25 protein-coding genes are annotated in these 25,967 nt (G+C 59.5%); 9 read left to right on the top strand and 16 right to left on the bottom strand.

Features of this window, described 5'->3' with window-relative positions:
- Positions 1-338 precede the first annotated feature (338 nt).
- The 16 genes from EP376_RS20745 to EP376_RS20670 form a co-directional block, all read right to left on the bottom strand.
- The gene (locus EP376_RS20745; RefSeq protein ID WP_127657425.1) at positions 339-785 is read right to left on the bottom strand and encodes a DUF6362 family protein; all 447 of its coding nucleotides are present in this window, start codon (positions 783-785) and stop codon (positions 339-341) included.
- Entirely contained in the window at positions 778-981 is a 204-nt protein-coding gene (locus EP376_RS20740) for a hypothetical protein (RefSeq protein WP_476724173.1), read from the bottom strand. The genes EP376_RS20745 and EP376_RS20740 overlap by 8 nt, the downstream gene beginning before the upstream one ends.
- Positions 978-1,496 carry a hypothetical protein gene (locus EP376_RS20735; RefSeq protein ID WP_127657424.1) on the bottom strand — a complete coding sequence of 173 codons (519 nt, stop codon included), beginning with the start codon at positions 1,494-1,496 and terminating at the stop codon, positions 978-980. The genes EP376_RS20740 and EP376_RS20735 overlap by 4 nt, the downstream gene beginning before the upstream one ends.
- A gap of 328 nt (positions 1,497-1,824) precedes the next feature.
- Positions 1,825-4,227 (bottom strand): AAA family ATPase, encoded by a 2,403-nt coding sequence (locus tag EP376_RS20730; protein ID WP_238928924.1) that lies wholly within the window; start codon positions 4,225-4,227, stop codon positions 1,825-1,827.
- A complete protein-coding gene (locus tag EP376_RS20725; protein WP_127657423.1) occupies positions 4,179-4,937 on the bottom strand; it encodes a hypothetical protein in 759 nt (252 codons plus the stop codon). Before EP376_RS20725 ends, EP376_RS20730 begins: the two co-directional genes overlap by 49 nt.
- The gene (locus EP376_RS20720; protein WP_127657422.1) at positions 4,937-5,143 is read right to left on the bottom strand and encodes a DUF6511 domain-containing protein; all 207 of its coding nucleotides are present in this window, start codon (positions 5,141-5,143) and stop codon (positions 4,937-4,939) included. Before EP376_RS20720 ends, EP376_RS20725 begins: the two co-directional genes overlap by 1 nt.
- 1 nt (position 5,144) lies before the next feature.
- Positions 5,145-5,354, bottom strand: a complete 210-nt coding sequence (locus EP376_RS20715; protein ID WP_127657421.1) for a hypothetical protein — start codon at positions 5,352-5,354, stop codon at positions 5,145-5,147.
- Positions 5,351-7,033: a DEAD/DEAH box helicase gene (locus EP376_RS20710; protein WP_127657420.1), complete on the bottom strand. Its 1,683-nt coding sequence runs from the start codon at positions 7,031-7,033 to the stop codon at positions 5,351-5,353. The genes EP376_RS20715 and EP376_RS20710 overlap by 4 nt, the downstream gene beginning before the upstream one ends.
- 12 nt (positions 7,034-7,045) lie before the next feature.
- The gene (locus EP376_RS20705) at positions 7,046-7,654 is read right to left on the bottom strand and encodes a hypothetical protein (RefSeq protein WP_127657419.1); all 609 of its coding nucleotides are present in this window, start codon (positions 7,652-7,654) and stop codon (positions 7,046-7,048) included.
- Between the two features lie 19 nt (positions 7,655-7,673).
- A complete protein-coding gene (locus EP376_RS20700; protein ID WP_127657418.1) occupies positions 7,674-8,549 on the bottom strand; it encodes an ATP-binding protein in 876 nt (291 codons plus the stop codon).
- A complete protein-coding gene (locus tag EP376_RS20695) occupies positions 8,546-9,079 on the bottom strand; it encodes a hypothetical protein (protein ID WP_203331073.1) in 534 nt (177 codons plus the stop codon). The genes EP376_RS20700 and EP376_RS20695 overlap by 4 nt, the downstream gene beginning before the upstream one ends.
- A complete protein-coding gene (locus EP376_RS20690) occupies positions 9,079-9,432 on the bottom strand; it encodes a hypothetical protein (RefSeq protein ID WP_203331072.1) in 354 nt (117 codons plus the stop codon). The genes EP376_RS20695 and EP376_RS20690 overlap by 1 nt, the downstream gene beginning before the upstream one ends.
- 22 nt (positions 9,433-9,454) lie before the next feature.
- On the bottom strand, positions 9,455-10,051 hold the full coding sequence (locus EP376_RS20685; RefSeq protein WP_127657417.1) for a sigma factor: 597 nt from the start codon (positions 10,049-10,051) through the stop codon (positions 9,455-9,457).
- 153 nt (positions 10,052-10,204) lie between these two features.
- Positions 10,205-11,860 (bottom strand): DUF262 domain-containing protein, encoded by a 1,656-nt coding sequence (locus EP376_RS20680; protein WP_127657416.1) that lies wholly within the window; start codon positions 11,858-11,860, stop codon positions 10,205-10,207.
- A gap of 149 nt (positions 11,861-12,009) precedes the next feature.
- The gene (locus EP376_RS20675) at positions 12,010-12,948 is read right to left on the bottom strand and encodes a helix-turn-helix domain-containing protein (RefSeq protein WP_127657415.1); all 939 of its coding nucleotides are present in this window, start codon (positions 12,946-12,948) and stop codon (positions 12,010-12,012) included.
- Positions 12,908-14,149: a hypothetical protein gene (locus tag EP376_RS20670; RefSeq protein ID WP_127657414.1), complete on the bottom strand. Its 1,242-nt coding sequence runs from the start codon at positions 14,147-14,149 to the stop codon at positions 12,908-12,910. Before EP376_RS20670 ends, EP376_RS20675 begins: the two co-directional genes overlap by 41 nt.
- A gap of 337 nt (positions 14,150-14,486) precedes the next feature.
- On the opposite strand from EP376_RS20670, the gene EP376_RS20660 reads away from it, so the two are divergent.
- The 9 genes from EP376_RS20660 (at position 14,487) to tcmP (ending at position 25,722) form a co-directional block, all read left to right on the top strand.
- Positions 14,487-14,939 (top strand): DUF2924 domain-containing protein, encoded by a 453-nt coding sequence (locus EP376_RS20660; protein ID WP_127657412.1) that lies wholly within the window; start codon positions 14,487-14,489, stop codon positions 14,937-14,939.
- Positions 14,936-16,246 (top strand): recombinase family protein, encoded by a 1,311-nt coding sequence (locus EP376_RS20655; protein ID WP_127657411.1) that lies wholly within the window; start codon positions 14,936-14,938, stop codon positions 16,244-16,246. Before EP376_RS20660 ends, EP376_RS20655 begins: the two co-directional genes overlap by 4 nt.
- The gene (locus EP376_RS20650) at positions 16,243-16,626 is read left to right on the top strand and encodes a hypothetical protein (RefSeq protein ID WP_127657410.1); all 384 of its coding nucleotides are present in this window, start codon (positions 16,243-16,245) and stop codon (positions 16,624-16,626) included. The genes EP376_RS20655 and EP376_RS20650 overlap by 4 nt, the downstream gene beginning before the upstream one ends.
- A gap of 198 nt (positions 16,627-16,824) precedes the next feature.
- A complete protein-coding gene (hsdR, locus tag EP376_RS20645) occupies positions 16,825-19,179 on the top strand; it encodes an EcoAI/FtnUII family type I restriction enzme subunit R (RefSeq protein ID WP_127657409.1) in 2,355 nt (784 codons plus the stop codon).
- Complete coding sequence (locus EP376_RS20640) at positions 19,176-20,654, top strand: type I restriction-modification system subunit M (RefSeq protein ID WP_127657408.1); 1,479 nt, start codon at positions 19,176-19,178, stop codon at positions 20,652-20,654. Before hsdR ends, EP376_RS20640 begins: the two co-directional genes overlap by 4 nt.
- Entirely contained in the window at positions 20,651-22,393 is a 1,743-nt protein-coding gene (locus EP376_RS20635; protein WP_127657407.1) for a restriction endonuclease subunit S, read from the top strand. Before EP376_RS20640 ends, EP376_RS20635 begins: the two co-directional genes overlap by 4 nt.
- Before the next feature lie 66 nt (positions 22,394-22,459).
- On the top strand, positions 22,460-23,590 hold the full coding sequence (locus EP376_RS20630) for an SIR2 family NAD-dependent protein deacylase (RefSeq protein ID WP_127657406.1): 1,131 nt from the start codon (positions 22,460-22,462) through the stop codon (positions 23,588-23,590).
- Between the two features lie 123 nt (positions 23,591-23,713).
- Complete coding sequence (locus EP376_RS20625) at positions 23,714-24,535, top strand: DUF5131 family protein (protein WP_127657405.1); 822 nt, start codon at positions 23,714-23,716, stop codon at positions 24,533-24,535.
- 38 nt (positions 24,536-24,573) lie between these two features.
- Positions 24,574-25,722 carry a three-Cys-motif partner protein TcmP gene (gene tcmP / locus EP376_RS20620; RefSeq protein WP_164745016.1) on the top strand — a complete coding sequence of 383 codons (1,149 nt, stop codon included), beginning with the start codon at positions 24,574-24,576 and terminating at the stop codon, positions 25,720-25,722.
- Positions 25,723-25,967: the final 245 nt, after the last annotated feature.

Below are 25,967 nucleotides of genomic sequence, written 5' to 3'. Positions count from 1 at the left end.
CACGAGGGGTCCAGCGGCCACCGGGTGTGTCCGATGCCAAAGGTTTGTTTTGTTGTGGTTTTCAGCAGATCGCGGGTGGATGCCTGCTAAGGGTGGCTTCCCAAAAAACCGGCCCTGTCGCTGGCGATATTGCGCGCTTCGCCCGCCCGTATACGTTTGGGGCCAAGAAGGACCCGCGAATTCAGTAGGTTAGCCCTTTGGATCCCATCTGGACCCTTGGTTGGACCCCGGAAGCCAGCGCCGCAGTCCGTCCCGCACGCGCCTCTCCCGAGTATATCCAATTTCTAGCCTCTCAGCCGGAAACTGTAACCCTTTATGATGTCTCACTGAAAATTCTGTCACAGGACGATTTTCCTTGACAGGTTGTTCGCGTTCTCGACCACGAAACGCCGTGACCGCTTCAAGGGCGGCACGCGCCCATTGAGCCGCCAGGTGATCAGCGCGAGGCCGTATTGCCAATGGCGGTTGGCCGCGGGGCGGCTGATCCCCATCTCCCAGCAGATCGGTTTCCACGCCGTACGCTCGGCCCGCAACCAGACGATCCGGGCATCGTCCCGTTCCAGCCAGCGCAGCCAGAGCAATGCCTCCTCGGCCTCAGAAATCTGGCGCGGTCCCGGCCGGGGCCTGCGCATCTGCGGTTCCTGTCCTACCTTGTCCGCGAAGCTGTGAAAATACTCGGGCCAGGCATTGAAGAAGCCCTGCGGCATGACGCCGGGCAAGGTACGGAAGACATCGGCCGCGCTCTCCAGCCGGTCCTCCACGCGCGCGGTGGTCCACTCAGTCATGGCGCACCTCCAAGTCTCGTTTGCCATAGAGGCGCTCGCCAAGCTGGCGGACCAACTCGCGTTCCGGCCAAGTGAGGCGATTGTCATCGACGGAGACGGCCAGAACGCCCTGTTCCTTCCAACCATCCCGCTTGACTTGATCGGGGCTGCGGCGCGTGCCCCCGAAGCCGCGAGGGGCGAAGCTCATACGGTTCATGCCATGCCTCCTTCGGTCTCGATCGCCCAATGCAGGATCGCGATAGCGTCGGCCTCGTTGTCATCGGCCGGGCTGAAGCCGCGTGCCTGGACGGCGGCGATGATGGCAGCCTTGTTGGCGTTGCCCTTTCCGGTTGCGTGTTTCTTGATCGTGCCGACGGGGACACCCTGATACGGGATGCCTCGCAACTCAGCCCAGCTGGTCAAGCTGGCCATGAGACCGCCAAAGACGTGCGCCGCGTCGGTCCCGGCATGGCGTCGGACTTCCTCGAACCAGATCGCTGCGATGGGGCCAGAGAGCTTGCTGATCTCAGTCAGCCAATTCGTAAAGCGCAGGTACCGCATCCCACCGCCATCGAAGCGGCTGTTGCGAAACGATGCTGTGCCGCTGGTGATGAGGCCGTCCGAGGACCGTAGCGCCCAGCCCGTTGTGGTCCCGAGGTCCAGGGCCAGGATGGTCCCCGACAAAGCTACCGTCTGGTGCGCGCCCACGGGTTCAAATTGCCTGTTCGACATTGTCATCTCCATTGTTGCTCGAAAGGTGAAAGGTGAAAGGTGCGGGACAGATCGGCCTGCGCGCGGATACCCCACAACGTATGGGATGGGGCCAAACCTGCTGGTTGGCCCCCCATACGTAGTATGGGGGCTTTCATTGTTCGTCCTCCAATCAGTGTAAGATACTGAATTCATTTGGGTTTCGAGGACAAACAGAGGTCGTACAAGAGGACGAACATGTTCGACCTCTTTTTGCTCCAAGTGATTGATTTCATTGGAGTGAGGACGAACAACGGCGGAGGACAAACATGTTTGTCCTGAGGTCGAACAGAGGACATACAAGCCAAAATCAGGCATTTTCACCCTCCTGGATCGACCAATCGGAAGGATCTTCGAGGTCCATGCACTGCCCGTTGGAGGGCGATTTATAGTGGCTCGGGACGACCGGAATGACTTCGTCCAGGACCTCTCCCGTCTCCGGATCGACCCGGCCCTTGCGGCCGAAAACCATACCTTCGGCACAGAGGTAGCCGAAGCGCGACCGGACCACGGTGTGGCCGAATTGTGTGCCGTCCCGCAGGAAGCGGATGAGGCCTTTGGTCGCCAGCACATTGATGCGGTCGCGGATGGTGAACTGGCTGCCAAGGCCGCGCTGGTTCTCGAACGCCTCGCGAAACTGGGTCGAGGTGTAGAGTTTCCCCTCGGCCGCCTCGTCGATCAGGATCGACAGGATGACATCGCGCTTGCGATCGCGTTCGGCATCGTGTTTCGCGCCAATGTCCTGGCGGACCAGACGCTCATTCATCGGGTTCAGTTCGACCCATTGGCCGCCAACCTTGTCGATCAGCTTGGGCGGCAGCGCGGGTCCGTTCCGAAGTTCAATCTCCAGCTTGCGTTCAGCGGCCTCCTCGTCGGGACGGTGCAGGATCAGGCCGGAGGTATAGAACCCGCGCAGAGCGCTGGCGCCTGAGAGCGCGAGGAAAGGATCGTCCTTCACCTGCTGTTTGCTCAGCTTCTTCGTGTGGTGGATCAGGATAACCCCGCAGTCGGGGTCGATGTGATCGCGCAGGACCTCGATGCGTTCTTTCAGGAAGAACATCATCGCGGTGTTGTCGTTTTCGCCGCCGCCATCGGGACCGCCGTCAAACAGGTTCCGGATCGGATCGACGCAGAGGATGTCGGGCGGCGCATCCGGGAAGGCCGTCTGCACGGCGCGCGCGACGCGCACACTGCCCTCATTGTCGAGCAGCATCTTCAGCTTGGGCGTGGCGACGAACGTATCGCGCGCGGCGGTCAACACCTCTGGCGCCAGGGCAATCTGCTTCAGCCGCTCGCGCAGATAGTGATACTGGATCTCGGCCTGCAGGTAGAAGATCCGCAGCGGCCGCGGCGGGGTGAAGCCGAGGAACGGCACGCCAGCGGCCATATGGACTAGCCAGGAGATCAGCAGGTCGCTCTTGCCGACCTTGGGCGCGCCGCCCAGCACCAGAAGTCCGCCAGGCGTTAGGACACGCGGCGCGATGATGTCCTCCGGCATCGGACTCTGGTCGTCCAGCAGCGAGCCCAGCGTAAAGGCTGGCATCTCGGCCGGCACCGGTGCGCCGGAGTCCAGCCGGATCAAGGGCGGGCCGTATTTCTCGACATGCCGGTCCCAGAGCCGCTCGGACTCGCGCTTGAGCCGTTCCACCGGCCACTGTGGGCGCAGCATCGCGGCGTTGTAGCCGCAGATGCCTTCCCAGCCTTCATCTTTTGTCATCCGGCCCTCGTGGACCATGCGGATGAAATGCCCGATCGCGGCGGACGCACCCTCGAAGCGGGACCAATCGTCCTGCGCGCCTTCGCGCACGGGCGTGACCAACACGTCGTCCATCTCCGGTTTGTCGGGATGGGAGAACTCAGGCTGTAGGGACACGCCCGCCACGGGCGGCATGTCGGTCACGGCCTCGATGAACTCGGCCAGATCGCACTCGTGGGCGGCGTTCAGCTCTACAATACGCACCTGCGTTTTCAGGCTGTTCTTGTAATAAACGCTGCCCGCGACCCGGATCGGCTGGTGAGCCGAGCGGAAATGCATGTCGCCACCGACCTTGGCCGCAATATCACCGCGCAGGCGGCAGACGCGGGCTATGTCGTCGCCTTCGGCGGGCTCGGTCAGCGTCCACCAGACATGGGCTTTGCGCTGCCCTTCGGGTGTCACGCCACCGCTTTCCACCACCATGGTGGGCGCGCCGAGGTGACGCTCAAGATGGGCACGCTTGGCAGCGATATCGCCCGTGTCGAGATCGACGACCACGGTCTGCATCTGCAGGATTTCGGCGGCCTTGGCCTGACCAGGCGCGGCTACGGTGCCGGGGATCACGTAGACCGCCGCACCCTCACGCGATGCCCATGTTGCGAAGGTCGCCATCTTCTCGGGGGCAGACTGATCCGCCTCGAGCCAGATGTTGTGCGGGCGGCCATCGATGCCCTGACCCTTGTCGATGAAACTGCGGACCGGGATCAGCCCGTCGCAGTAGCCGAAGACGACCTGCATGAACTGGGCGATCTGCTCGGGATCGGGCTCATCGCCGAACACATCAATCTGCGGGGCCGCGTCGTTGAAGTCGCGCCACGGGTTGAAATGGACGATATTTTCCTTGGGCTCATCGGGCGTGGTATCGTCGCGCATGGGGGTGTCCTCGTCGGGAGCGGCTGGCTCGTCGGTCATTTTTCGAGGCCCCAACACCGCTCGGCATGGGCGCAGAACCGGCATTCGAAGAAGTCGCGATTAGCGGCGACGCGGGGCAGCAGTTCACCCGCGTCTGTGGCCTGCAGGATTCGAACAGCCCGGTCTGACATGCGCTGCGCCAGATCGGCATCAAAGGGGACAAGCTCGTGGTGCAGCTCGGCCGTGTCCTTGTTGATCGCCGTGAACAGCGCCGGTGCGGCCGAAATCCCCGGCACCGAAGGCTCCATGTAGGCCTGATAAATCGCGACTTGGGCGGCATAGACGGGCTTGGAGACAGTGACCCCGTCCTTGACACAGGCGCGCCAGTTCTTCGCGTTCATGGTCTTGCATTCCCAGAGCGCCGGGGCGCGCAGACCAAGTGCTGCCGGGGCATCAGCGATGATCCCGTCGACATGGCCACGGATGCGACCGCCCGCGACGGAGAACCCGAACTGGCCCCCATCGCGTTTTTGAGTGACCAGATCGATCCCGGCGGCGCGCAGCCAGCGGATCGCCAGATCCTCGAGTTGGTGACCGATGGCGAAGATCCGCAGCGTCTGGCCGCTGAAATCGGCGCCGTCATCCTTCGGCGCACCGGCAAATTCGAACTGCAGCGCGCGTTCGCAAGCATGCCCGAGGCGAGACGCGCCGAGATAGGTCCGGGGCGGCGTTGCCTCGCGTTCGGCTATGAGGGCTGCGTCGACCAGCGCGTTGATCCGCTCGGCTGTGGAGGGCCGGTGATTGAAGTCCAGCATCAGAATGGCACCTCCGGTGTCTGGGCTCGGGCGATATCGGACATGGCCTCGCGGAAACCCTCGACGGCCTCTTCGATCAGGGCGCGCACCTGTGTCTCGGTAAGATCGGCGAAGGCTGTCTGCCAGCCGATCTCGTCCATCAGCATGGCGATGCGTTTCATGGTGGCGGTGACGGCGGCGCGTTCTTCTTCTGTCAGGTCAACCATTTCAAAACGCTCCCGCGCCAAATGCGTCCACAAGCCTTGGCAGGGCATCGAGCAGAACCAGACCGATGGCCGGGGCCGTTTCGACCGGACAGGATCGCGCCAGCCAAAACCATGCGTGGGTTGCCGGCAGACAGCACAGAGCGTTCCACGCGGATGCCAGAGACGCCGCCGCTCCTCGGCTGTTATGGGGGTTGAAGATGTCATGGGTCATGCCGCCCTCCGTTCGGATCCGGCCACCGCGTTCACGGCTGCCTGGATGGCGCGTTTGTTGAAGCCGAAGGTCATCAGGGCAGAAGCGCGATAGCGCGTGAGGCCGAAGTCGTGCCGGCACTCCGGTGGCAGGTATTTCAGCTGCTTGTCCGTCGGTGGCTGACGCAGCCACGATTTGGTCTTGAAGGCGCTTTCATCACTCTCGTGGGTGTTGAGCCAGTCGTCGGCCTGAGCGAGGCAGACGGTGCGTTCGCCGACGCCCAGCAAGCGCGGCCGCTCGCCCTTGGCCCCGCCGATGGCGTACCAGACCCCGTCCATCCAGAAGATGCCGCCCCAGGCCGAAAAGCCCGTGGCCATCAGAGCATCGTCCGTCCCGAAGAGATCGACCCAAGCGAAGCTGGAGCGCTTCAGCAGGTCGATTTCGGTCATGACAAAGCGCGAGAGTGGCACTGCCTCCGCGCCAGTTTCGCCTTCATCCTGCAGGAACACCTCGCCGCAGAGTCGGCATTCGGTGGCGGCGAGCGGGATCTCCGCCGCGCAGGCCGGGCAAGTTTTCGTCGGAGCTTCACCGGTGCCGATCTTCCCGTCCAGATCGACATCCTGTTCCAGCGTGCCGTGGATAAGGCTCGATGTCCCGAAATCCAGCACCACGCAGTCGGTCTTGACGATGCCGGGGTGTTCCTCCGGATCGACCGTGCGCAACCCGCGCCCGACCATCTGGATCATGGTGGATTTGTAGGAACTGGGCCGCAGCAGCACGACGCAAGACGTGGGTGGGTGATCCCAGCCCTCCGTCAGCACCGCGACGTTCACGATGACGCGGATGACGCCCGCCGCGTAGTCGGCGAGGATGGCCTTGCGGGCCTCAGCTGCCAAGTCGCCATGGATCAGCGCGGCGGAAATACCAGCCGCCTTGAACGCCTCGGTCACATGGTCCGCGTGGGCGACGGTGGAACAGAAGACGACGGTCTGCCGGTCGCCTGCCTTCTCACGCCAGTGGCGGATCACCTCGTCGGTGACAGGCGCGCGGTCCATGATGTCCGCCACCTCGGCCATGTCGAAATCCGCGCTGGTCCTGCGGACGGATTTCAATTCCTCCTGAACGCCAACATCGATGACAAAGGTGCGGGGCGGCACGAGGTGACCAGACGCGATCAACTCACCCAGACGCACCTGGTCGGCGACATTGTCGAAGACCTCGCGCAGTCCCTTGCGGTCGCCCCGGGTCGGTGTCGCTGTTACTCCGAAGATCCGCGCATCCGGGTTGGCGTCGCGCACACTGTCGATGATCCGGCGATAACTGTCCGCCACAGCGTGATGCGCTTCGTCGATCACCAGCAGGTCGAGGCGTGGCATGTCGGCCAGGTTCTGCGCCCGCGACAATGTGGGCACCATGGCGAAGGTGACGTCACCGCCCCAGGATTTCTCGGTGGCGTCGGTGACCGAGGTGGAAGCCTCCGGCACCACACGCTGGAACTTGGCGCGGTTTTGCGCGGTCAACTCGTCCCGGTGGGCCAGCACGCAGGCCTTGGCGCCGTTGCCGATCATCTCGCCGGTGACCGCCGAGAGCATGATGGTCTTGCCCGCGCCGGTGGGTGCCACACCGAGCGTGTTGCCGTGTTGGCCGAGCGCAGAAACACTGCGCTCGACGAAGGTTTTCTGGCGGGGACGCAGGCGCATGACCGATCCCCCTTACTGGGCCCAGCTCGGCCGCCCGGGGGCACCGGGGCTGGCTGCTGGCGGATTGGACGAAGGGGATGCGGGCGCACTCTGCTGCGTGGCATTGCCGCTGAACTGAAGCGGCGCCGTGCCCATGATCTGCGCATAGTCACGATGATCAGGCGTGACGGCGCTGCGGATCTCGTTCTTGTCATCGCCGCTGGCGTCGGTGCCGATGTCGATGCGGGCGACAAACTCGATGCCGTCGAGATCGGCAAAGCCGTTGATCCGCCGAGCAGCCTGCGCCTCGGGCGACATGTCCTTGTCGGAAATCCCGCGCGCCGAGTTCAGCATGCCGCGCACCAGGCTGCGGCCCATGTTGGCCCAGTCCGGGCCCTTGGGGCTGTGAAGCCCGATCAAGGTGAAGATTTTGCGCCGGGCGTATTGTCCCTCGGTCACCGTGAACTCGCCGTTGAGGTACACCGCGCCGGTGGAGCCGCGCGTGGCATAGCCGCCCGTCCAGCCCTGCGAGGCATCGTCGAAGCCGCCGGGGCGGATCGTAAGGCGCACCTTGGCCAGCGTGCCCTTCGGGATGAGATTGGTGTTGCTTTGCGCGTCGTTGAAATCGTTCCAGGAACCCATGGGGAACCTCCTTCTATCTTCAGGATTGCGGTTGGGATTGGTCGGTGGCCGCCGGATCGGCGGGTGGCGGGGTGTAGGTCAGCCTGTCGGGCGCCGGGCTAGCGAGCGCCCGGATTTTTGCCATCAGGCGGCCGAGATGGGGCTCTTCGACTTGAGCTAGCCGCCCGGAGCGATCCTTGGCCGGGAATCCCCAGGGGTTGATCGTGTGGCAGACAAAGGCGCGATACGGATCGCCGCCATCGGCCTTCAATTCCGCCATGGTGATCACCTCGTCGACGATCCCCGGCAGCTCGAGCCCGGTCTTGGAACCGTCAATCTGTGGCTGGAACACCTTGCGGTTGAAGTCGTCGAGCTTTTCGTCGAGGATCCCGACGAACCAGACGTTCTTGGCCCGCGTGTGCTGCAGATGGGTGAGCCAGCCGATCATCTCGCGGCCGTGCAATCCATAGGCCCCACGCACATCCGGCTTGCCGGTCTTCTCCGACAGCGCTTCGGGCTGGCCCTTGCACCACCCGAAGCACAGCCGCCCCGCCACAGTGATCGAGTCCACGAAGATTGTGTCGTAGTGGTCCAGTGCGGTCGGATCGCCAAAGCGGTCGCAGACGGCGGCATAGTGCGCCGGGCTGTAAGGCTGCTCATCGCGCAACGCCGGGTTGGGACCGCCGATGAACACTGCGAAATCCCGGCATTCCGTCCATGTGCGCGGCCGGATGCTGGCGCCCGTCCAGCCCTCGATGGCGAGGTCACCCGCTTCGAGATCCATGAACAAGGTGCGGTCGGCATCGAGGGTCCAGAGCAGCGAGGTCTTCCCAATGCCGGATTTCCCGAAGATGCAGCCCTTGATACCGCGCGGCTCTGCCAACCGCTGGTCGGCGCTGATGATGGGGAGGCTCACTGGTCAGCCCCCTGCGCGAGGATCTCGACCTTCAGGGTGCCGGGCCGGACGGTGCGTGCGGGCTCGAAGCCCTGCCGGATGGCTTCGGGCCAGGCGGCGTATTTGCGCTCCGGCACCTTGTAGGCGAGATCGACATATTCGGCGGGATCGTCCCCGGCATCTCGGATCCGCGCGACCATGTCGGACAGTTTGTCCTGATCCCAGTCCACCCGCTTCGGCAGATCCGCGACCACGGTGAAATCACCGTCGTCGAACCGGACGGTGCCGGTATCTTTGCCAACAGCCTGGCGCTCCTCGGCGGCGCGGGTAGCGTAGCGGACTGCCAGTCCACCATCGAAGCGGGCCTTGGCCGCCTTGTCGCGCTTCAGACGCTCGTCGATCTCACGCTGCAGGATCGCGAGGAACTCGACCGGCAGCGCCGCAATGTCGGCTGCGCTGAGGGATGGCAGATCGTCAGGCGTGGGGGTGTTCTCGGGGAATGGCATGAAAGGGTCTCCGTGATCGGTGAAAAAGGATTGGAAGGCGGGCATCACGCGGCCTCCTGTTCGGCGAGCAACAGCTCGGAGAGGGAGGCAGCGGCGGCTTTGGGCTTGGGCCGGGCGACGGCGATGTAGGCGAACTGATCCGGGCCCAGGCGTTCCTGCACGAGATGCACGAGGCCCTGCTCGGCGGCCCAGAAGGCTCGCAACCCAAGCCTGCTCAACTCGGCCCGCGCCGCTTCCGACAGCCCTGAAAACACAGGGAAGATGTCGAGCACCAGAAAGCCGCGATGGTATTCCAGCCGGTCTCCGGGAACGGCCTGCGCCACCCAGGCGCAGAATTCGATCTCCGACAGCGGTCGGCTGGCACGAACCGTGATGAAGGGTGTGTTTCCCATGAACATGATCTCCTCCTTTCGCCTCTACTCAGGCCGCAGCCACATCGTCCCAGGAGAGGCCGATGCCATGAGCGGTGAGGACGTGGCGGAGATCGGCAAGGCGGCGGTAAAGCGTGGACCGGCTGCCGAAACCTTCGGAGACCAGCGCCGAAATCGGGCGATGTGCCAGCGCTGCGCATAGACGCCGGTCCTCCGGCGGCAACCGTGAAACCGCGGTTTGCACGGCCTGATGCTGCTCAGTGAATACACACGCGTTGGTCGCCTGACCGTGCCAAGCGGACAGCCCATCGTCCTCACCGATTGTCTCGGCGAGCTGGCGCTGGTCCTCAGAACCCGAGGGCGCATCGAGCGACAGCAACCCGCCACCCTGCGCCCTGCGTTCACGCATGATCCGGATCGCGATCCGTGAGGACTGATTGCGCAGGACCAGACCTGCAAATGCGCCGAGGCTGCCGCGTGTCGGATCAAAAGCTGGCAAGCGGCGCAGAAGATCGATCAGCAGATCCTGACCCAGATCCTCGCGATCGCAGACGGGCAGACCCAGCCGCCGCCGCAGCCGCCGGGCCGCGGTGTCGGCCTCGGAGATGATGGTTTCAATGTCGTCGGGGGAGAGTTCGATCTGCATCGCTGTGCGCCTCGGTCATCGTTTCTGATGAGCCGAAACTGCCGGATGCAGCTGATGCTTTGGTGGGAACGATCTGGGAAAGTTCTGTGGGTTTCTGGGAGCCGCTTGCGCGACAACCTACGAGCCTCTCAGCCGGACCGTCGCACGATCAGTTCAAGGGACGGAGCCTTCGCAGAGTTTCTGCATCGACGTGTGGATCAGATCGGCGCGCGTTTCGATGAACTTCTGAAAATCGCCGTTAACCAGATCGTCGTAAGGCACGCGATGGCTTTCGAGCCTGTGCCGAACCTGTTCTTCAGTGGCATTGGCATCCTGCCCGCGCTCCTCAAGATACTGCTTGGGGTTTTTGGCCGCGATCTTTCGATTGGTCTTCCAAGAGATCAGCGCACAATTCAGAGCGGAGTTCACCTCATGATCCGGGAACTGATCCTGCACGAGGCTACGCGGATAGACGTGGTGGTACTCGCGAAAGCGCACGTTGTCTGCGGTTGCTTTCGCCCCATCTGCGAAATCATAGCCGCCGCCATAGAGTGAGACCGCAATGATTGCCCGCCCAAGCCGGTCCTTGCGGCTCGGCCAGCCGCCGCGAATGAGCTCAGCGGCCGGAGGCAACGGATTTTGGGCCTCATCAAACAGATCCGGCGCGGCCCTTGAATCCGGATTTACGATCATGTCCTGGATCGCCTTGTAGTCGGCAAAGGCACGTGTGGTTGCAGTCTTGAGATAGCGATCCGTGAAGCTGGCGCGCCAGATTGCTTTCCTGATCAACGTTCGCGCACGCCCCTCCTGATCCGCACCGTCAACAGGAACATGCGCCCATAGGGCACCAGTCAGGTAGACAATCACCTCGGTTGGCAGCAAACGCTCATTGAAAATCGCTTCGTCCCGCAAGAACGACACGCCACGCTTCAATCCAACCACAACCTGATCCCAAACATTGGCCAGCTCGCTGCCGAATGCTGGGTCAAGATAAGTACGCTTTAATGGTGGCTTGCCGTTCAGCAACGCCCCAATCGCCAAGGCCGCGTCTTCTACCTTTCCATAGTCGGCAGCGGCGGGAACCTTTTCGTTGAGTTCGGCAATCATGTCGTGCAGCGAGTCGCCGACAGCACCCTCGAGCTGTGCAACAACGATGTCGAAATCCTTCAGCGGCGATGCCGACGTGTTCATCTTGATGAAGACGTCGAGCGCCGTTTCCTGTTCCGTGGTCACAGGCAGCGACAAGAACGGAATGGGATAGGAGGCAAGCCTTTGGCGCAAACGCATGATGGCTTTGTCAGTCGCCTTGTCCGTCTCCGCTGCCTCGGTCCATTCGTCCATCGCATGCTCGCCTTTGGAACCAGGACAAAGTATCGAAACAGGGAAATAACTGCGCTCCAGACACTCGGCCGGAATGTCAGCCCAAAGCGGCATGCGTTTGCCTGACTTGGAAATGTATCGCTTCACGATTTCGATTTCAGGGCGCTCTTCGTTTTCCAATGATACGAAAACAGTGAACTCGTCATAGTCATCAATTAATGATCGCCACAAAGCGGTCATGCGCTGCTGCCCATCAAGCAGGTTCATTTGCGGCATGCCCTTTGGATTTGGGGCCCCGGAAAGCGGTCGCGAATGAAAGAGCTCCTTGTCACCAACCTCCAAGAGCAGAAGCGCGCCGATCGGCAGTGAAGGTACGCGGAGGATGTTCTCCAGAACACCTTCGATCTGGTTTGGTCGCCACGCCTCAAAACGCTGGAACCTGGGCAGCGTCAAAAGCCCCTCGCGGATCATTGCGAACCAGTCTTCGACCGTCTTCGTGCGGGCTTCCATATGAAATTCCTACGTTAAACTACTGCTTCTGAACGCTACTACAGTCCACAAAGAGAATGACAGCCGCTTTTTCAGCGATGGTGGGACGCGGCGATGGTTTGCAGATCCGGCGCAGTCTATTCGCGGCCGTGATGCCCGGCAGCCGACGGCTACTCGATAATCCTGATCCGCAACGGGTCGATCTGCAGTCGATAGCCTCTGCCATGTACCGTCTTGATCAGATCCTTGGCATCCGCCTGCGAGAAACCAGAGGCCACGATCTTGTCGCGCATCTCCCGCACAAGATCTGATGCAGCCCGACCGGTTGTGTCCTCAAGATACGCCTTCGAGGCAAGCGTATCCCTTGAAAGCGCTTTGTCCACCAGCCGTCGAAGTGACGGAAAAAGCTGGTGAGGAAAGGAAATGAGGCAATTGCGCCATTCGACTGCGCCCGATTGCACGTGAACGACCAACTCCGCTTCTTCCGATGGGGGATCGAGAACCGCGTTGTCTCGGCTGGCGCAATGCGCGGCAAAGACGGTTTCAAATCCAATAACGTGGACCCCTGCGTCGATCAGATAGGCCGCACTCTCTGCCTTTGGTCGTGGCGCAACAAGGGTCACCGAGCCTGAACCAGACAACCTTCGCATAATCGGCAAAAGCCCTTCCAGCTTCAGAACTGACGTCTGAAAGATCAGGAAAACAAGTCTCCCAGCCTCTGTTTCACCCAATTTCCAGAGACCTCCCGCGACAGCTTCAGCGTGACCTCGCAACGCAGCCTTGGTGGAAATCTCTCCGGCAAGACCGTGGAGATTGATTCGAAAAGACCGGATGTCCTCGGCACTCAGAACCACGTCTTCTCGAGGATCGAGCGGGCAATCGGCTTGGTATCGATCGCCATTCTGTTGAATTGGCCGCGAGATCATTTCGCATTCACAGCGATCGCAGACATCCCACTCGCTTATTGGTGCTACTTCAACCAAGACGCGCTTGCGCAAAAGTCTGTCAAACTCAGATCCGTAATGCGATTGAGCGATAGCCCCCGAAAGAACGGCGTCGTCGCCTGCCTCACTCAGCTGCGTCAATAACTGCAAAATCGTCTCGGTCATTCGTCAGCCCGTTTCGTTCGATCAAGGTCATCACCCGCGCCTCGTGCTGAGTGCGCCGGAACTGCACGACGCCGGGCGGGCGCAGTTTGACAGTTACCTGTGGTTGTCGCTTACCATCGCCCTTGAACAAGATCCGAAAAACAAGTTCGCCAAGACGCCATGATCCGGCAAACGACACCGGCGTGCCACCAAAGTGCCGAAGCGCTTCCCCGCTAAGATCGCGCGACCGGAGCGTGCGCGCCACCCGTGGATAGCCCTTCTTGCCAGGCACCATCAGGTCCGCCGCCGCCTCGATGATCAGGACGCGGTCAATCATGGGATCGTAGGCATGATCAAAGGTGAAATCGGGGCCCGCGAGTTCAATCGGTCGTAGCGTGTAAAGGTCTTGTGCATCGTCACCATCGAAAAAGCCGGGCCGCCCCAGGATGATCGCAGCGAAGAGTTCGGCGATCTCTGGTTGGTGGGCTTTTCTGATCCGCGCGAGCCGAAGCATCCCAGTGTTCTCGGAATATCGCAGCACAGCATGGGCAATCTGCCGAACACTGATGACCCGCTCCTGCAGGCCTTCGACGACCGGCATGGTCGAGACCATGGAGCCGTGACTGACCACGAGGTTGATCTCGTCGCCATCGGCGTAATCACCGACTCGGCAGTAATCTCCAAGGAACGCATCGCGGAACAGGTCTGCGACAGCCGTCCTGAACGCCTCGACCTTCTCAGGCGTCAGGTCGATCGTGACTCCACGTTCCAGCCCAGCGTATTCGTGCAGACGATCAGCGGCGAGCATCGCCATGTGATCGGCGGCGGCGTCGAACAGGTCGGGATGTTCCAGAAATACCCGGACGGCGATGTGTTTCGGCTCATGTGCCTTGTTAGGCGCATCCTCATCGCCGGTTTTCATGTCCGGAAACAAATCGATGCCCTGACGGTCAGCCTGGGTCTGGATAATTTCAAGGCCACGTTTGTCGCCCAGTTCGGCGATACGGTGGAGATCGGCCCGCAAACCTTCTGGATAACTGTCCTCAGCCCCCGTCAGGAGATCGTGTAGCGCGCCCCGTGCCGCATCTTCTTCCTGATCGAGCACATCGATGGAGAAATCGGTGAATTTGCCTTCGTGACGGGCCAGCAATGCTTTCATCAGGCTCAGATCAATTGTCTTGATGAACCGAGGATTCACGAACTTTTTCAAATTGCCGGCCATCGCGAATCCCCCTTTTCCATGAAATGAGTGTTCATACTATGTTCTCGCCTATGCGACCGCAACCGCCGGGCGAGCATTTGGGACGGTTCCCGAGGCCGATGAGTAGAGGCCCAGGGAGACAACCGCTTGAGGCCCGTATGAAACGACCCAATCCACTCCCACCCTGTCAGATGACGCCCGCAGAACGCCGCGCCGAGCTATGCGGCCTGTTGGCTCTTGGGCTCGTGCGGCTGCAGATGCGTGATCGAGCGGAAGTATCTGACGAAATTGGAGAAAGTAGCCTACACTATCCGGCCAACGAATGGCGTCATGCAACTCCAACTCACCGGAGAACCGCATGACTAAACAAGATCCCATTCCCGCCCGCCTGGCCGCGCTCAAGACGACAACGACGCCAGACTTGAAGAAGCAATGGCGTGAGCTGTTCGACAGCGAGCCGCCCCGGTTCAATCGTCGTTATCTGGAGAGCCGCCTCGCATACCGCATCCAAGAATTGGCCTATGGCGGCCTGAAACCGGAAACGGTGAAACGTCTGGAAGCCCTTGGAGAACAGTTAGACGGAGGTGACAGGAAAAAGAGCCGCGTCCGCGCTGACATGATGCCCATCGTCGGCACCCGCTTGATCCGCGAATGGCAGGGCGTGGAGCACGTCGTCACCGTCACCACCGGCGGTTTTGAATGGCAGGGCCGCCCCTACAAATCACTCTCTGCCATTGCCCGCGCCATCACCGGCACACGTTGGAACGGCTGGGTGTTCTTCGGCCTGAAAAACCATCGGAGGGGCGCATGACCAAACCGATTGTTCGAAAACTGCGCTGCGCGATCTACACGCGCAAATCCTCCGAGGAAGGGCTGGAGCAGGAGTTCAACTCGCTCCATGCCCAAAGGGAGGCCTGCGAGGCGTACATCGCCAGCCAGCGTTCGGAGGGATGGGTGTTGGTCCGGGATCAGTATGATGACGGCGGCATTTCCGGCGGGACACTCGACCGCCCGGGCCTGCAGCAGCTGATGGCAGATATTGAGGACGGGCTGGTCGACGTGGTCGTTGTCTACAAGATCGACCGTCTCAGCCGTTCGCTGGCCGATTTCGCCAAGCTGGTCGAGGTGTTCGATCGGAACGGCGTGACCTTCGTCTCAGTGACGCAGTCGTTCAATACCACCACCTCCATGGGCAGGCTGACGCTGAATATCCTGCTCAGCTTCGCCCAGTTCGAGCGTGAGGTCACGGCCGAGCGCATCCGCGACAAGGTTGCCGCCAGCCGCAAGAAGGGCATGTGGATGGGTGGCGTCCCACCTTTCGGCTACCGAGTTGAAAATCGCAAACTGATCATCGATGAGGAGCGCGCGAAGCATGTGCGCTGGATCTTCGCCCGCTTTCTCGAGATCGGCTCGGGGACGGAACTGGCGCGCGAGGTAGCTAAACGCGGGATCCAAACACCGCGCGGCAACCGGATCGACAAGAAATACCTGTATCGCCTGCTGAACAACCGCGCCTATATCGGCGAGGCAGTCCACAAGGGCGAGAGCTACCCCGGCGAGCATGACGCCATCATCGAAAGAGATGTCTGGGACAAGGTCCGCGCAATCCTGACCGAAAGCCCCCGCAAGCGCGCCGCCCGCACCCGCGCCGATACGCCCGCGCTGCTGAAAGGGCTGCTCTACGGCCCTGATGGTGCGGCGTTCTCGCCAACCCACACACGCAAGGGCGACAAGCTCTACCGCTACTATGTCAGCCAGACGGTGCTGAAGCATGGTGCCGGATCGTGTCCCGTCGGTCGTGTGCCAGCGGGTGAGATAGAAGCCGCTGTCATCGACCGGCTGCGCGCTGTGTTCCGCCAGCCCGAGATCGTAGCGGGCACGTGGAAGGCGGCCCGAGCGCATGACGGCGATATCACTGAGGCAGACGCCCGCGCGGCCCTGCAGCAACTCGATCCGCTGTGGGACGAACTCTTCCCCGCTGAGCAGGCGCGCATCACGGCGCTGCTGATCGAGCGCGTCGACATCGGCGCGGACGGGCTTGATGTCGGCCTGCGCGTCGACGGCCTCAGCGGTCTGGCCCGTGAGATGCTGGCCGGCGGCGTCGGAGACGCGGCATGACTCGCGGTATCACGATCCCCGAGACGGTGACGCTCCATGTCCCGTACCGCGTTGTGAAACGCGGCGGGCGAAAAGAGATGCAGCTGCCAGAAGGTGACAAGCGACTGCACCGGATCGACAACACGCTAATCAAGGCGCTCGCGCGTGCGTTCCGGTGGAAGCGGATGCTGGAGTCGGGCGAGTATGCAACCGTTGCCGAACTAGCCGAGCATGAGGGGATCGCGACCTCATACATGACCCGTGTCCTCCGCCTGACTTTGCTCGCGCCGGACATCATCGAGTCGATCCTCGACGGGAAGCACGGACTAGACGTGGGCTTAGGGCGGTTGTTGGCTCCTTTTCCTACGGACTGGAAGCATCAGCGATCCTCCTTTCGGTGACAGAACGATCTCCGCGGCATCAGATACCATACACATTGAGAAAGGCTGATGTTGTTGGCATAGTGCAGTTGGATGGCCGGCCGGGCATCTCAACTTGCTTCGGATTGATGCCTAAGCCCAAGTTCCGTCTGGTGAATTTGTGCTTTAACGCTAGTCTGCAGCCAATAGCTCACGAATAGTCACTGCAGGATTCCCAGCATGGATGAAAAAGAAAAGAAAAAATTGAGCGAAAGCGATATTTGCGACCTTTTCATATCTCCAGCAATTCGAAATGCGGGCTGGGAGCCAATGACACAAATCCGCCGCGAAGTTACGCTGACACCAGGACCAGTAGTTGTTCGTGGCAACATGTCCTCTCGAAACAAGAAAAAGAAGAAATTTGCAGACTACGTGCTGTCTTGGGAGCCTTCCATTCCAATTGGTGTTGTCGAAGCTAAGGACAACAACGTTGGCGTCAGTCATGGCATGCAGCAGGCGCTGGGTTATGCAGGCATTCTGGAAGTCCCCAGCGCATTCAGTTCAAATGGCGATGCCTTTTCTGAGCACAACAAAGTGCCAGAAGCCGGAGAGGATATCGAACGTGTGTTCCCGCTCAATGACTTTCCATCGCCCGATGTGCTTTGGAAGCGCTACAAGAAATTTCGGGGCATCGAAGACGAGGCCGAGGAACTCGTTCTAGAGCCTTACCACGAGGACTCCTCAGGCAAAGAGCCTCGCTATTACCAGGTAGAAGCGATTAACCGGACCATTGAGGCAATTGCTCGAGGGCAGGACCGTGTTCTGCTTGTCATGGCTACTGGTACAGGCAAAACATATACGACCTTTCAGATTATTTGGCGTCTTTGGAAAGCTGGTGAAGCCAAACGAATTCTGTTTCTGGCAGATCGGAACGTGCTTGTAGACCAAACGCTAGTGAACGATTTCAAACCGTTCGGAAGCGTGATGACCAAGATACGAAATCGTAAGATCGATCCGTCTTACGAAATTCACCTCGGCCTCTATCAAGCGCTGACAGGCCCTGATGAGAGCGACAAGATCTTTAAGTCTGTATCGCCTGATTTCTTCGATTTGATTGTGATCGACGAATGCCATCGAGGCAGCGCTGCAGCGGATGCGGCATGGCGTGAGATACTTGAATACTTTTCTAACGCAGCTCAGATCGGCCTCACGGCCACCCCAAAGGAGACAAAATACGTCTCGAGCACCGCATATTTCGGAGAAGCGATCTACACCTATAGTCTGAAACAGGGCATCGATGACGGGTTCTTAGCGCCATATAAAGTGGTCAAAATAGATATCGACCGGGACATTGAAGGCTGGACGCCGCCAGCTGGAATGACGGACGATCTTGGCGCGGAAATCGACGAGAGAGAATACAACCGCCAGGATATGGACAGAATTCTAGTCCTTAATCAACGGACCAAGCTTGTCGCCGAACGTGTGATGCAGCTATTGAATTCCACTGATCCGTTCTCAAAAACGATCATATTCTGTGAAGATATCGATCATGCCGAACGGATGCGCAAAGCCATCGTGAACGCTGCGGGTTCCTTGGCCCTTGAGCACCCAAAATACGTGATGCGTATCACCGGCGACAGCGTCGAGGGCAAAGCAGAGTTGGATAACTTCATCGACCCCGAGAGCAAGTTTCCCGTCATTGCGACGACGTCCGAGCTTTTGACGACCGGCGTGGATGCCAAGACATGCAAGGTCATTGTGTTGGACAAGACAATCTCATCTATGACGACGTTCAAGCAGATCATTGGGCGAGGCACTCGGATCGATGAAGAGCACAACAAGTACTTCTTCACGATCATGGATTTCAAAGGAGCGACCGATCTGTTCCGGGATCCCGATTTTGATGGCGACCCAGTTGTCATCTATACGCCCGGTGATGATGATGATCCAGTTCCCCCCGATCCACCAAATGATCCAGACGACGATGACGACGGTCCGGGTGGCGATGAACCGGTCGGCACAACCAAAATCCGCGTCAGCGGTGTCGACGCAAACATCATTGCTGAGCGCATTGAGTATCTTGGCCCAGACGGCAACCTGATCACCGAGTCCTACAAGGACTTCGCGAAGAAGCAGGTTCGGTCGGAATTCGCGTCCTTGGATGATTTCATCCGCACCTGGAATGATGCGGACAAAAAACAGGCCATCATCGAAGAACTGGAGGAACACGGGGTGCTCTTGGAGAACCTTGCAGCAGAGGTAGGTAAAGACGTTGGCGACTTCGACTTGCTGTGCCACATCGCATTCGAACAACCGCCACTGACTCGGAAAGAACGCGCCAACAACGTTAAGAAGCGCGACTATTTTACGAAGTATGGTGAACAGGCACGTGCGGTATTGTCTGCTCTTCTAGACAAGTACGCGGACGAAGGCATCACAACGATCGAAAGCGCGAAGGTCCTAAAACTTCAGCCGTTCGACAAAATTGGCACTCCGATGGAAATCATCAACGATGTGTTCGGAGGCAAGGACGAGTATGAGCGGGCCCTGAAAGAGCTCGAAGAACAAATATATAGGCAGGTAGACGCGAAATGAGCGACGTTTCCGGGGTTATCAAATCCATCCAAGACATCATGCGAAAGGACGTGGGCGTCGACGGCGATGCGCAGCGCATTGGCCAGTTGGTCTGGATGTTCTTTCTGAAGATATTCGATGATCGGGAAGCCGAGATGGAACTCTTGGAGGACGACTACAGATCACCGTTGCCCGAGGAAATCCGTTGGCGCTCATGGGCAAAGGACCCTGAAGGCATAACAGGCGATGCGATGTCAGAGTTCATCAACTCGCAGCTTTTCCCGACGCTGAAAGAAAAACTGCCGACGCACGGACCACAAGCCGCCCGGGCGCAAGTCATACGTGGCGTGTTCGAAGACGCATACAACTACATGAAATCGGGCACTCTGATCCGGCAGGTTGTCAACAAAATCTGTGAGATCAATTTCAACAACACCGCTGACAGGCACACGTTCGGAAGTATCTACGAGCAAATCCTCCGGGATTTGCAGAGTGCCGGCAATGCAGGGGAATTTTACACGCCTCGCGCCGTGACGCGTTTCATCGTCAACCGTGTAGATCCCAAACTCGATGAGACAGTCCTCGACCCGGCGTGTGGCACGGGCGGCTTCCTTGCCTGCGTGGTGGATCATAAGCGGAGCAAATACGTCAAGTCAGGTGCCGACGAAGAGGTCCTGCAGAGATCGATCCGGGGCGTCGAGAAAAAAGCCCTGCCGCACATGCTTTGCGTGACAAACATGATCCTGCACGGCATCGACACGCCCTCCAGCATCGTTCACGGGAACACCCTGGAACGCCCGTACAAGGACTACAGCGAAAAGGACCGCGTGAACGTCATCGTCACCAACCCACCGTTCGGTGGGATGGAAGAAGATGGGATCGAGAACAACTTCCCCTCCCACTACCGCACGCGCGAAACGGCCGATTTGTTCATGGCGTTGATCCTGCGACTGCTGAAAACAAATGGGCGGGCTGCCGTCGTCTTGCCGGACGGGTTCTTCTTTGGCGAGGGGATGAAATCACGGCTCAAACAGGCCCTTCTGGAAGAGGCGAACCTGCACACCATCGTTCGCCTGCCAAACGGTGTCTTTGCTCCCTATACCGGCATCAAGACCAACATCTTGTTCTTCACCAAAGGTACGCCGACCAAGGATGTCTGGTTCTACGAGCACCCATATCCAGAGGGCGTGACGAGCTACAACAAAACCAAGCCGATGAAGTATGAGGAATTCCAGACAGAGATCGATTGGTGGGGCGATGAGACGGATGGGTTCCAAGCGCGTGTCGAGACCGATCAGGCGTGGAAGATCAGCGCCGAAGATCTCGCGGCGCGGGGTTACAATTTCGACCTGAAGAACCCGCACGTTGGCGATGCGATCAATCACGACCCGGACGAACTGCTGGAAAACTTCGCTACCACCCAAAATGAAATCCAGGCGCTTCGCGACCAACTGAAGACGATCTTGTCCGACGCACTGAACGGGGCGCGCGCATGACGGACGTAAGCCAGCTGATCACCGAGCATCTGGACGTCTGGACCTCATCCGTCGAGAAGAAATCCGGTGCCGGACGCGGGAGTGGAAAACTCGTAAGTCTTCATGGGATACAGAGACTTCGCGAACTCATCCTCGGGCTTGCTGTGCGCGGGAAACTCGTTCCGCAAGAACCACAGGAGGGCAATGCTACCGATCTTTTGTCCGCACTTGCAGAAGAAAAGCGTGCAGCACTAGCTGAGGGGTTGATAAAGCCCGTAAGGGGAAAATTGGATGGGCCTGCGGATGTAGGATTTGAGCTACCGGAGAACTGGGCGGCTGTACGTCTAGACGAGGCCGCTTGGTCACAGGCTGGGTTCGCCTTTAAGTCTCGGAGCTTTAATGAAATCGGTGCGGGCTTCCCATTGATCCGCATTCGCGATGTCGGCAAAGAATTCAGTGGGACCTTTTTCGAAGGGCCGTACCGGGAAGAATTTTTGGTTCAGAACGGTGACTATCTAATCAGTATGGACGGCGAGTTTCGCGTCGCGCCATGGAGAGGACCTCTAGCCCTTTTGAACCAGCGAGTTTCAAGGCTGGTATTCTTTTCGGATCTCGTTGTCCCCGAATTCATAGCGATAGCTCTTCAATTTGAATTGAGCGCGCTGCAGGGAATAAAGGCATACACCACTGTGGACCATCTCTCTGGGGCGCAGATCGCTAGTTCCGCAATTCCTTTCCCGCCAACCGCCGAACAGCACCGCATCGTGGCCAAGGTGGATGAGCTGATGGGGCTTTGCGATACGTTGGAGGCGCAAGCCGAAGGCAGCCTCAAGGCGCACCAGACCCTCGTCGAAACCTGCCTTGCGGCCCTCGCAAACGGCCAAACCCCCGAAGACCTCGCCCAGAACTGGGCCCGCATAGAAGCCAACTTCGACGCTCTGTTCACAACTGAAGAAAGCATCGAAAAGCTTCGCCAGACGATCTACCTCCTTGCGATAAAGGGAAAACTTGTGGCGCAAGATCCCGATGAGGTGTCAGCCCAACATCTCCTTCAGGAAGTGGCCGACCGCCGGTTGGAACTTTTGGAGGCGGGATACCCAAACGAAAAAGAAGCCAAGACCCAGATCAAGAAATCGGAAAAACAGACCGTCCCGGAAGGATTGCAGGAACTCCCACCAGGTTGGGAATGGGCCACGCTCATGCAGGCGAGCCTGATGGTGATCGACTGCAAGAACAAAACCGCACCTTATTCAGAAGACGGCGTGCGCCTGATCCGCACTACCAACGTCCGAAATGGCCGTTTGAACGACACAGATCAAAAATACGTCGACGAAAAAACGTTCGAGGCCTGGAGCCTTCGCGCGAAACCCGAACCCGGCGACCTATTGATTACGCGGGAAGCCCCCATGGGGGAAGCCTGCCTGATACCAGAGGGTGAACGGCTGTGCTTGGGCCAAAGAATGATGCTCGCAAGGTTGGTCCCCGACACGATAAACAAGGATTACTTGCTCATCACGTTTCTTGCCCCGGACCTGATGGACCGTGTCCAAGACAAGCCGTTGGGAATGACTGTCGAGCATTTGAGGGTCGGCGGCGTCGAGACTCTATTGGTTCCTATTCCGCCCAAAGCGGAGCAAGCGCGAATTGTCGACCGCGTCCATCGCCTCGTCGCTTTGTGCGATGAGGTCAAGACAAGGGTTCAGATCGCACAAGGTCTCCAAAAGACTTTGTCCGATACGCTAGTCGAAAGAGCTGCTTGATCATGAGGTCCGCAAAAACCATTGGTGTTCTTTCACCCTGGCAAGACACCTCGGCAGGGCTCGCGCATGACTATTCATAAGATGAGTTGGTGCGACGAAGACCACCACGGGCACTTCGAGAAATTCTCGGACTTCAACGAGTGGCTGAACAGCGAGGACGGAGAAAAAATCCGGGACGAATTCGGGCTTGCCAAGCTTACCGATCCCAGCAAGGCGTTCTTTGCCGGAGACCGCGAAGCCTATGACCAGGCGTTCCGGGAATACAGAAAGGAAAGGCGGCACGAAGTCCTGTGCGAGCAGTTCTTCGCGGACACCTTTCCTGCCGAGGGTGACGACAACCACTGGTTTGAACTGAACCAGCGGCGCTTTGATCAACTCTTGGGCCGTTTGGCGACAAAGGACACACTTCCCTTCGTTGGCGCAGGGCTTTCCGTGCCCGGTGGTTTTTCGTCCTGGGAGGGGCATTTGTGGCACCAGGCAGAAACGGCTGGTCTGGAACGCGAAGCCGTTAAGGAACTGCTAAAGGAAGGCCAGTACGAGAGCGTCATCGAGCAAATTGTAGCCCTGCGAGGACGAGACGTGTTCGTGCAGGACATTCGCGACGAGTTTGACCGCAACGGCACAATACCGGACGTTGTCTTTCGGCTGGCAGAGCTCTTCTCGGATACGGTGGTTACGACGAACTACGACCGATTGATCGAACAAGCCTTCGAAACAGGTAATCCGGAACCTGTTCAGATCATCACAGGGGAGAACGCAACAGACTTCCCTGACGCGGAAAAGACGACCGTGGTCAAGCTACACGGCGACATTCGTCGCCCGGGCCACTGCGTCCTGAGCAAGGATCAGTACGACGCTGCCTATGGAGCGGGTGATATCGATCTGTCTCTGCCTATTCCGAAGCTGCTCGACTATTATTTCCGGAACAACAGCCTTCTGTTTCTCGGGTGCAGTCTGCACAACGACCGGACAATTCAGGTCTTCAAAGCGATCAAGGCGAGCCACCACGGCGACGATCTCCCACAACATTTCGTTGTCGAGTCTTGCCCAGAAAGCCTGGAGGAGCTGCGGGGCCGGAACGCCTTCCTGGCGAGCCTCGGCCTGACGGGGATTTGGTTTGAAACCAAACGCTATGAATGCGTCGAGGGTATCCTGAGACTCGCTCGGAACGAACTGGCCTACCGCGAAACTCAGTAGCTGGAGCAAGCAATGGCGCGGCGAAGAGCCTGCCATGATTTCAAGAAGTAAAACGCTGATTGGAATAGTTTGCCAATAAGCGCCGCACGTGCGATTCTTTTTGTGGAGGCTAGGGAGCACTGTATGGGAGAGCGCAGCAAAATCGAATGGACGCATCACACCTTTAATCCGTGGTGGGGGTGCGTAAAAGTCTCCGAAGCCTGCAAGAATTGCTACGCTGAGGCTTGGGCAAAACGGACCGGCCAAAGCGTCTGGGGTATCAATGCGCCGCGGCGCTTCTGTGGTGACGCTCATTGGGCGGAACCGGCAAAGTGGAACCGCAGGCTTGAGGGGACGGGCCGGCGCGAGCGGGTTTTCTGCGCGTCCATGGCTGACGTCTTCGAGGATCGCCCGGACCTAGTCGAAAGCCGGACGCGGCTCTGGAAGCTAATCGCCGAGACACCGAACCTCGACTGGCTCCTGCTAACAAAGCGGCCGGAGAACATCCTACGTTTCCTGCCGGAAAACTGGGGGCTTGGCTGGCCGAATGTGTGGCTCGGCACTACCGTCGAGCTTCAAACGCGCGCGGACGAGAACCTTCCGCACCTCGTGAACACGCCGGCTGTCGTGCGCTTCATCTCAGCGGAACCGCTCTTGGGCAATCTCGACCTCAAATCTTACCTGCCTAGCCTACACTGGGTAATAACCGGCGGTGAGAGCGGGCCGAGGGCGCGCCCCGCGAGCCCGACCTGGTTCCGCAATATCCATCTCCAATGCATGGAGGCGGAGGTTGCATTTCACTTTAAACAATGGGGCGATTGGGCGCCCGGTGATGGCGAAAACCTTGCTCGGAAGCGGCTCGAGCACGCTCAGGACGGGACGCCGATGATACGGCTCGGCAAGAAGCTCGCTGGCCGGGCGCTGGACGGCGAAACGCACGATGGGTTGCCACAGATCGCGATATAGCTTTGAACTGCCGCCATTTGGGAAAACGGGTCAGATTGTTGGACGAGTTATTATACGATGAGCGGGAGCAAACGAAAGCGAAGCACGACTTGCTTCGACGGTACCTTGAACGTTTCGCCTACAAGATCCTTCATGGATATGGCGCTGTCGATTTCATCGATGGCTTTTCTGGTCCATGGGAGAACAAGGACAGGACGAAGTTTCGCGACACATCTTTCGGCATCGCCCTCGACACACTGAACACCGTCGCCGCCAACCTCTCAGAACAGGGCAAAGAGGCAAAGGTAAGGTGCATCTTCAACGAGAAGGACTCCATTGCGGCGCAGGACCTAGCGGAATTCGTCGAGCGCGTTCGCCCAGAATTCCCGCATGTCGAAATCCACGCGCTCACTGGCAGCTTCGAGGACAACGCGCCCCGGATTGACCGCCTCGCGACCCATCCTTTCCGCCTCATCTTCGTGGATCCCACGGGGTGGACCGGTTATCCGCTTGACGCCCTCAAGACCATATGCCAGCGGCGATGCGAGCTGATACTGAACTTCATGCACGAACACATCCAGCGCCACCTTTACCACCCATCTGAAGACCGAGAGCGTTGGCTACGAGCCATTGTTGGAGACGATATTGCCGCCGAACTTGCGGGCCGGGAGCTGCCGGCGCAGGATATCCGGGCGGCTGTGCTCCGAATGTTCAAGACGGAACTGCGCTTCGCCTACGCTTGCCACTCGCCGATCGAGATGGTCGAGAAGCGGCGCCTGCATTTCAGCATGGTCTACGGCACCTCAGCTCCTGACGGCGTGTTTGTGCTCAGGGAAGTAGAGAAGAAGGCGCTACCGGACCATGAGTGGAAGGTGCAGGACCGGCGGGCGCGCGGCCAGCTCAGCATGTTCGACGACGAGGAGCACTCCCCGGGGCCATACGGCGCCATGAGAAGAAGGCACCTCGAAGACCTTCCGGCGCTCGTGACCGAGCTCGCCCAGTGCACAAAGGATGCGCCCAGAACTTTTGAGAGATTTGCCGCAACCTTCATGGAGAAGCACTATGTCTCACCGCCAGAAATCAAGAAGCAGATCGTAGAGTTGTCGAAGCAAAACCTCATCGAGCCTACCTGGAAGACGCGCAACAAGAACGCCCGCGTGCCGGACGCCAGCGACCTAATCGTCTGGAAAGCCGACGAGGTCACCTAGCATTCCTGCAGTCATAAGTTCGACGTTGGTTCCACCTTGCGAACGCCACCGGTGTCGAAGTGTTCAGCCGCATCTTCGGAAAAAGAAAGCAATTTCATTCGGTTGTAAGCTGTTCACCAAATTGGCGCAGTCATGAGGTCCGGAGAATATGGGCCCTGAGAGACCGCTTCCGGGCCACTTTGCGCTGGGACCGGTGCTCAGCCGGTCCCGCACAACCCTCGAAAACAACGGAAAAATCCGGCCGC

The organism is Alexandriicola marinus, from assembly GCF_004000435.1.
Lineage (GTDB): Bacteria > Pseudomonadota > Alphaproteobacteria > Rhodobacterales > Rhodobacteraceae > Alexandriicola > Alexandriicola marinus.
Note: the sequence above shows the minus strand (reverse complement) of the source record. Positions and strands in the feature narration are given on the sequence as shown.

What these genes read in the sequence shown, in the direction of transcription:
- EP376_RS20625 (WP_127657405.1), top strand. Translation starts at nt 23,714, where the DNA reads ATGGGAGAGCGCAGCAAAATCGAATGGACGCATCACACCTTTAATCCG.
- EP376_RS20705 (WP_127657419.1), bottom strand. Translation starts at nt 7,654, where the DNA reads ATGGGTTCCTGGAACGATTTCAACGACGCGCAAAGCAACACCAATCTC.
- EP376_RS20680 (WP_127657416.1), bottom strand. Translation starts at nt 11,860, where the DNA reads ATGGAAGCCCGCACGAAGACGGTCGAAGACTGGTTCGCAATGATCCGC.
- EP376_RS20685 (WP_127657417.1), bottom strand. Translation starts at nt 10,051, where the DNA reads ATGCAGATCGAACTCTCCCCCGACGACATTGAAACCATCATCTCCGAG.
- EP376_RS20655 (WP_127657411.1), top strand. Translation starts at nt 14,936, where the DNA reads ATGACCAAACCGATTGTTCGAAAACTGCGCTGCGCGATCTACACGCGC.
- EP376_RS20715 (WP_127657421.1), bottom strand. Translation starts at nt 5,354, where the DNA reads ATGACCCATGACATCTTCAACCCCCATAACAGCCGAGGAGCGGCGGCG.
- EP376_RS20640 (WP_127657408.1), top strand. Translation starts at nt 19,176, where the DNA reads ATGAGCGACGTTTCCGGGGTTATCAAATCCATCCAAGACATCATGCGA.
- EP376_RS20630 (WP_127657406.1), top strand. Translation starts at nt 22,460, where the DNA reads ATGACTATTCATAAGATGAGTTGGTGCGACGAAGACCACCACGGGCAC.
- EP376_RS20635 (WP_127657407.1), top strand. Translation starts at nt 20,651, where the DNA reads ATGACGGACGTAAGCCAGCTGATCACCGAGCATCTGGACGTCTGGACC.
- EP376_RS20740 (WP_476724173.1), bottom strand. Translation starts at nt 981, where the DNA reads ATGAACCGTATGAGCTTCGCCCCTCGCGGCTTCGGGGGCACGCGCCGC.
- EP376_RS20675 (WP_127657415.1), bottom strand. Translation starts at nt 12,948, where the DNA reads ATGACCGAGACGATTTTGCAGTTATTGACGCAGCTGAGTGAGGCAGGC.
- hsdR (WP_127657409.1), top strand. Translation starts at nt 16,825, where the DNA reads ATGGATGAAAAAGAAAAGAAAAAATTGAGCGAAAGCGATATTTGCGAC.
- EP376_RS20730 (WP_238928924.1), bottom strand. Translation starts at nt 4,227, where the DNA reads ATGCCGGTTCTGCGCCCATGCCGAGCGGTGTTGGGGCCTCGAAAAATG.
- EP376_RS20735 (WP_127657424.1), bottom strand. Translation starts at nt 1,496, where the DNA reads ATGTCGAACAGGCAATTTGAACCCGTGGGCGCGCACCAGACGGTAGCT.
- EP376_RS20725 (WP_127657423.1), bottom strand. Translation starts at nt 4,937, where the DNA reads ATGCTGGACTTCAATCACCGGCCCTCCACAGCCGAGCGGATCAACGCG.
- EP376_RS20660 (WP_127657412.1), top strand. Translation starts at nt 14,487, where the DNA reads ATGACTAAACAAGATCCCATTCCCGCCCGCCTGGCCGCGCTCAAGACG.
- EP376_RS20690 (WP_203331072.1), bottom strand. Translation starts at nt 9,432, where the DNA reads ATGTTCATGGGAAACACACCCTTCATCACGGTTCGTGCCAGCCGACCG.
- EP376_RS20650 (WP_127657410.1), top strand. Translation starts at nt 16,243, where the DNA reads ATGACTCGCGGTATCACGATCCCCGAGACGGTGACGCTCCATGTCCCG.
- EP376_RS20745 (WP_127657425.1), bottom strand. Translation starts at nt 785, where the DNA reads ATGACTGAGTGGACCACCGCGCGCGTGGAGGACCGGCTGGAGAGCGCG.
- EP376_RS20720 (WP_127657422.1), bottom strand. Translation starts at nt 5,143, where the DNA reads ATGGTTGACCTGACAGAAGAAGAACGCGCCGCCGTCACCGCCACCATG.
- EP376_RS20670 (WP_127657414.1), bottom strand. Translation starts at nt 14,149, where the DNA reads ATGGCCGGCAATTTGAAAAAGTTCGTGAATCCTCGGTTCATCAAGACA.
- EP376_RS20695 (WP_203331073.1), bottom strand. Translation starts at nt 9,079, where the DNA reads ATGCCCGCCTTCCAATCCTTTTTCACCGATCACGGAGACCCTTTCATG.
- EP376_RS20710 (WP_127657420.1), bottom strand. Translation starts at nt 7,033, where the DNA reads ATGCGCCTGCGTCCCCGCCAGAAAACCTTCGTCGAGCGCAGTGTTTCT.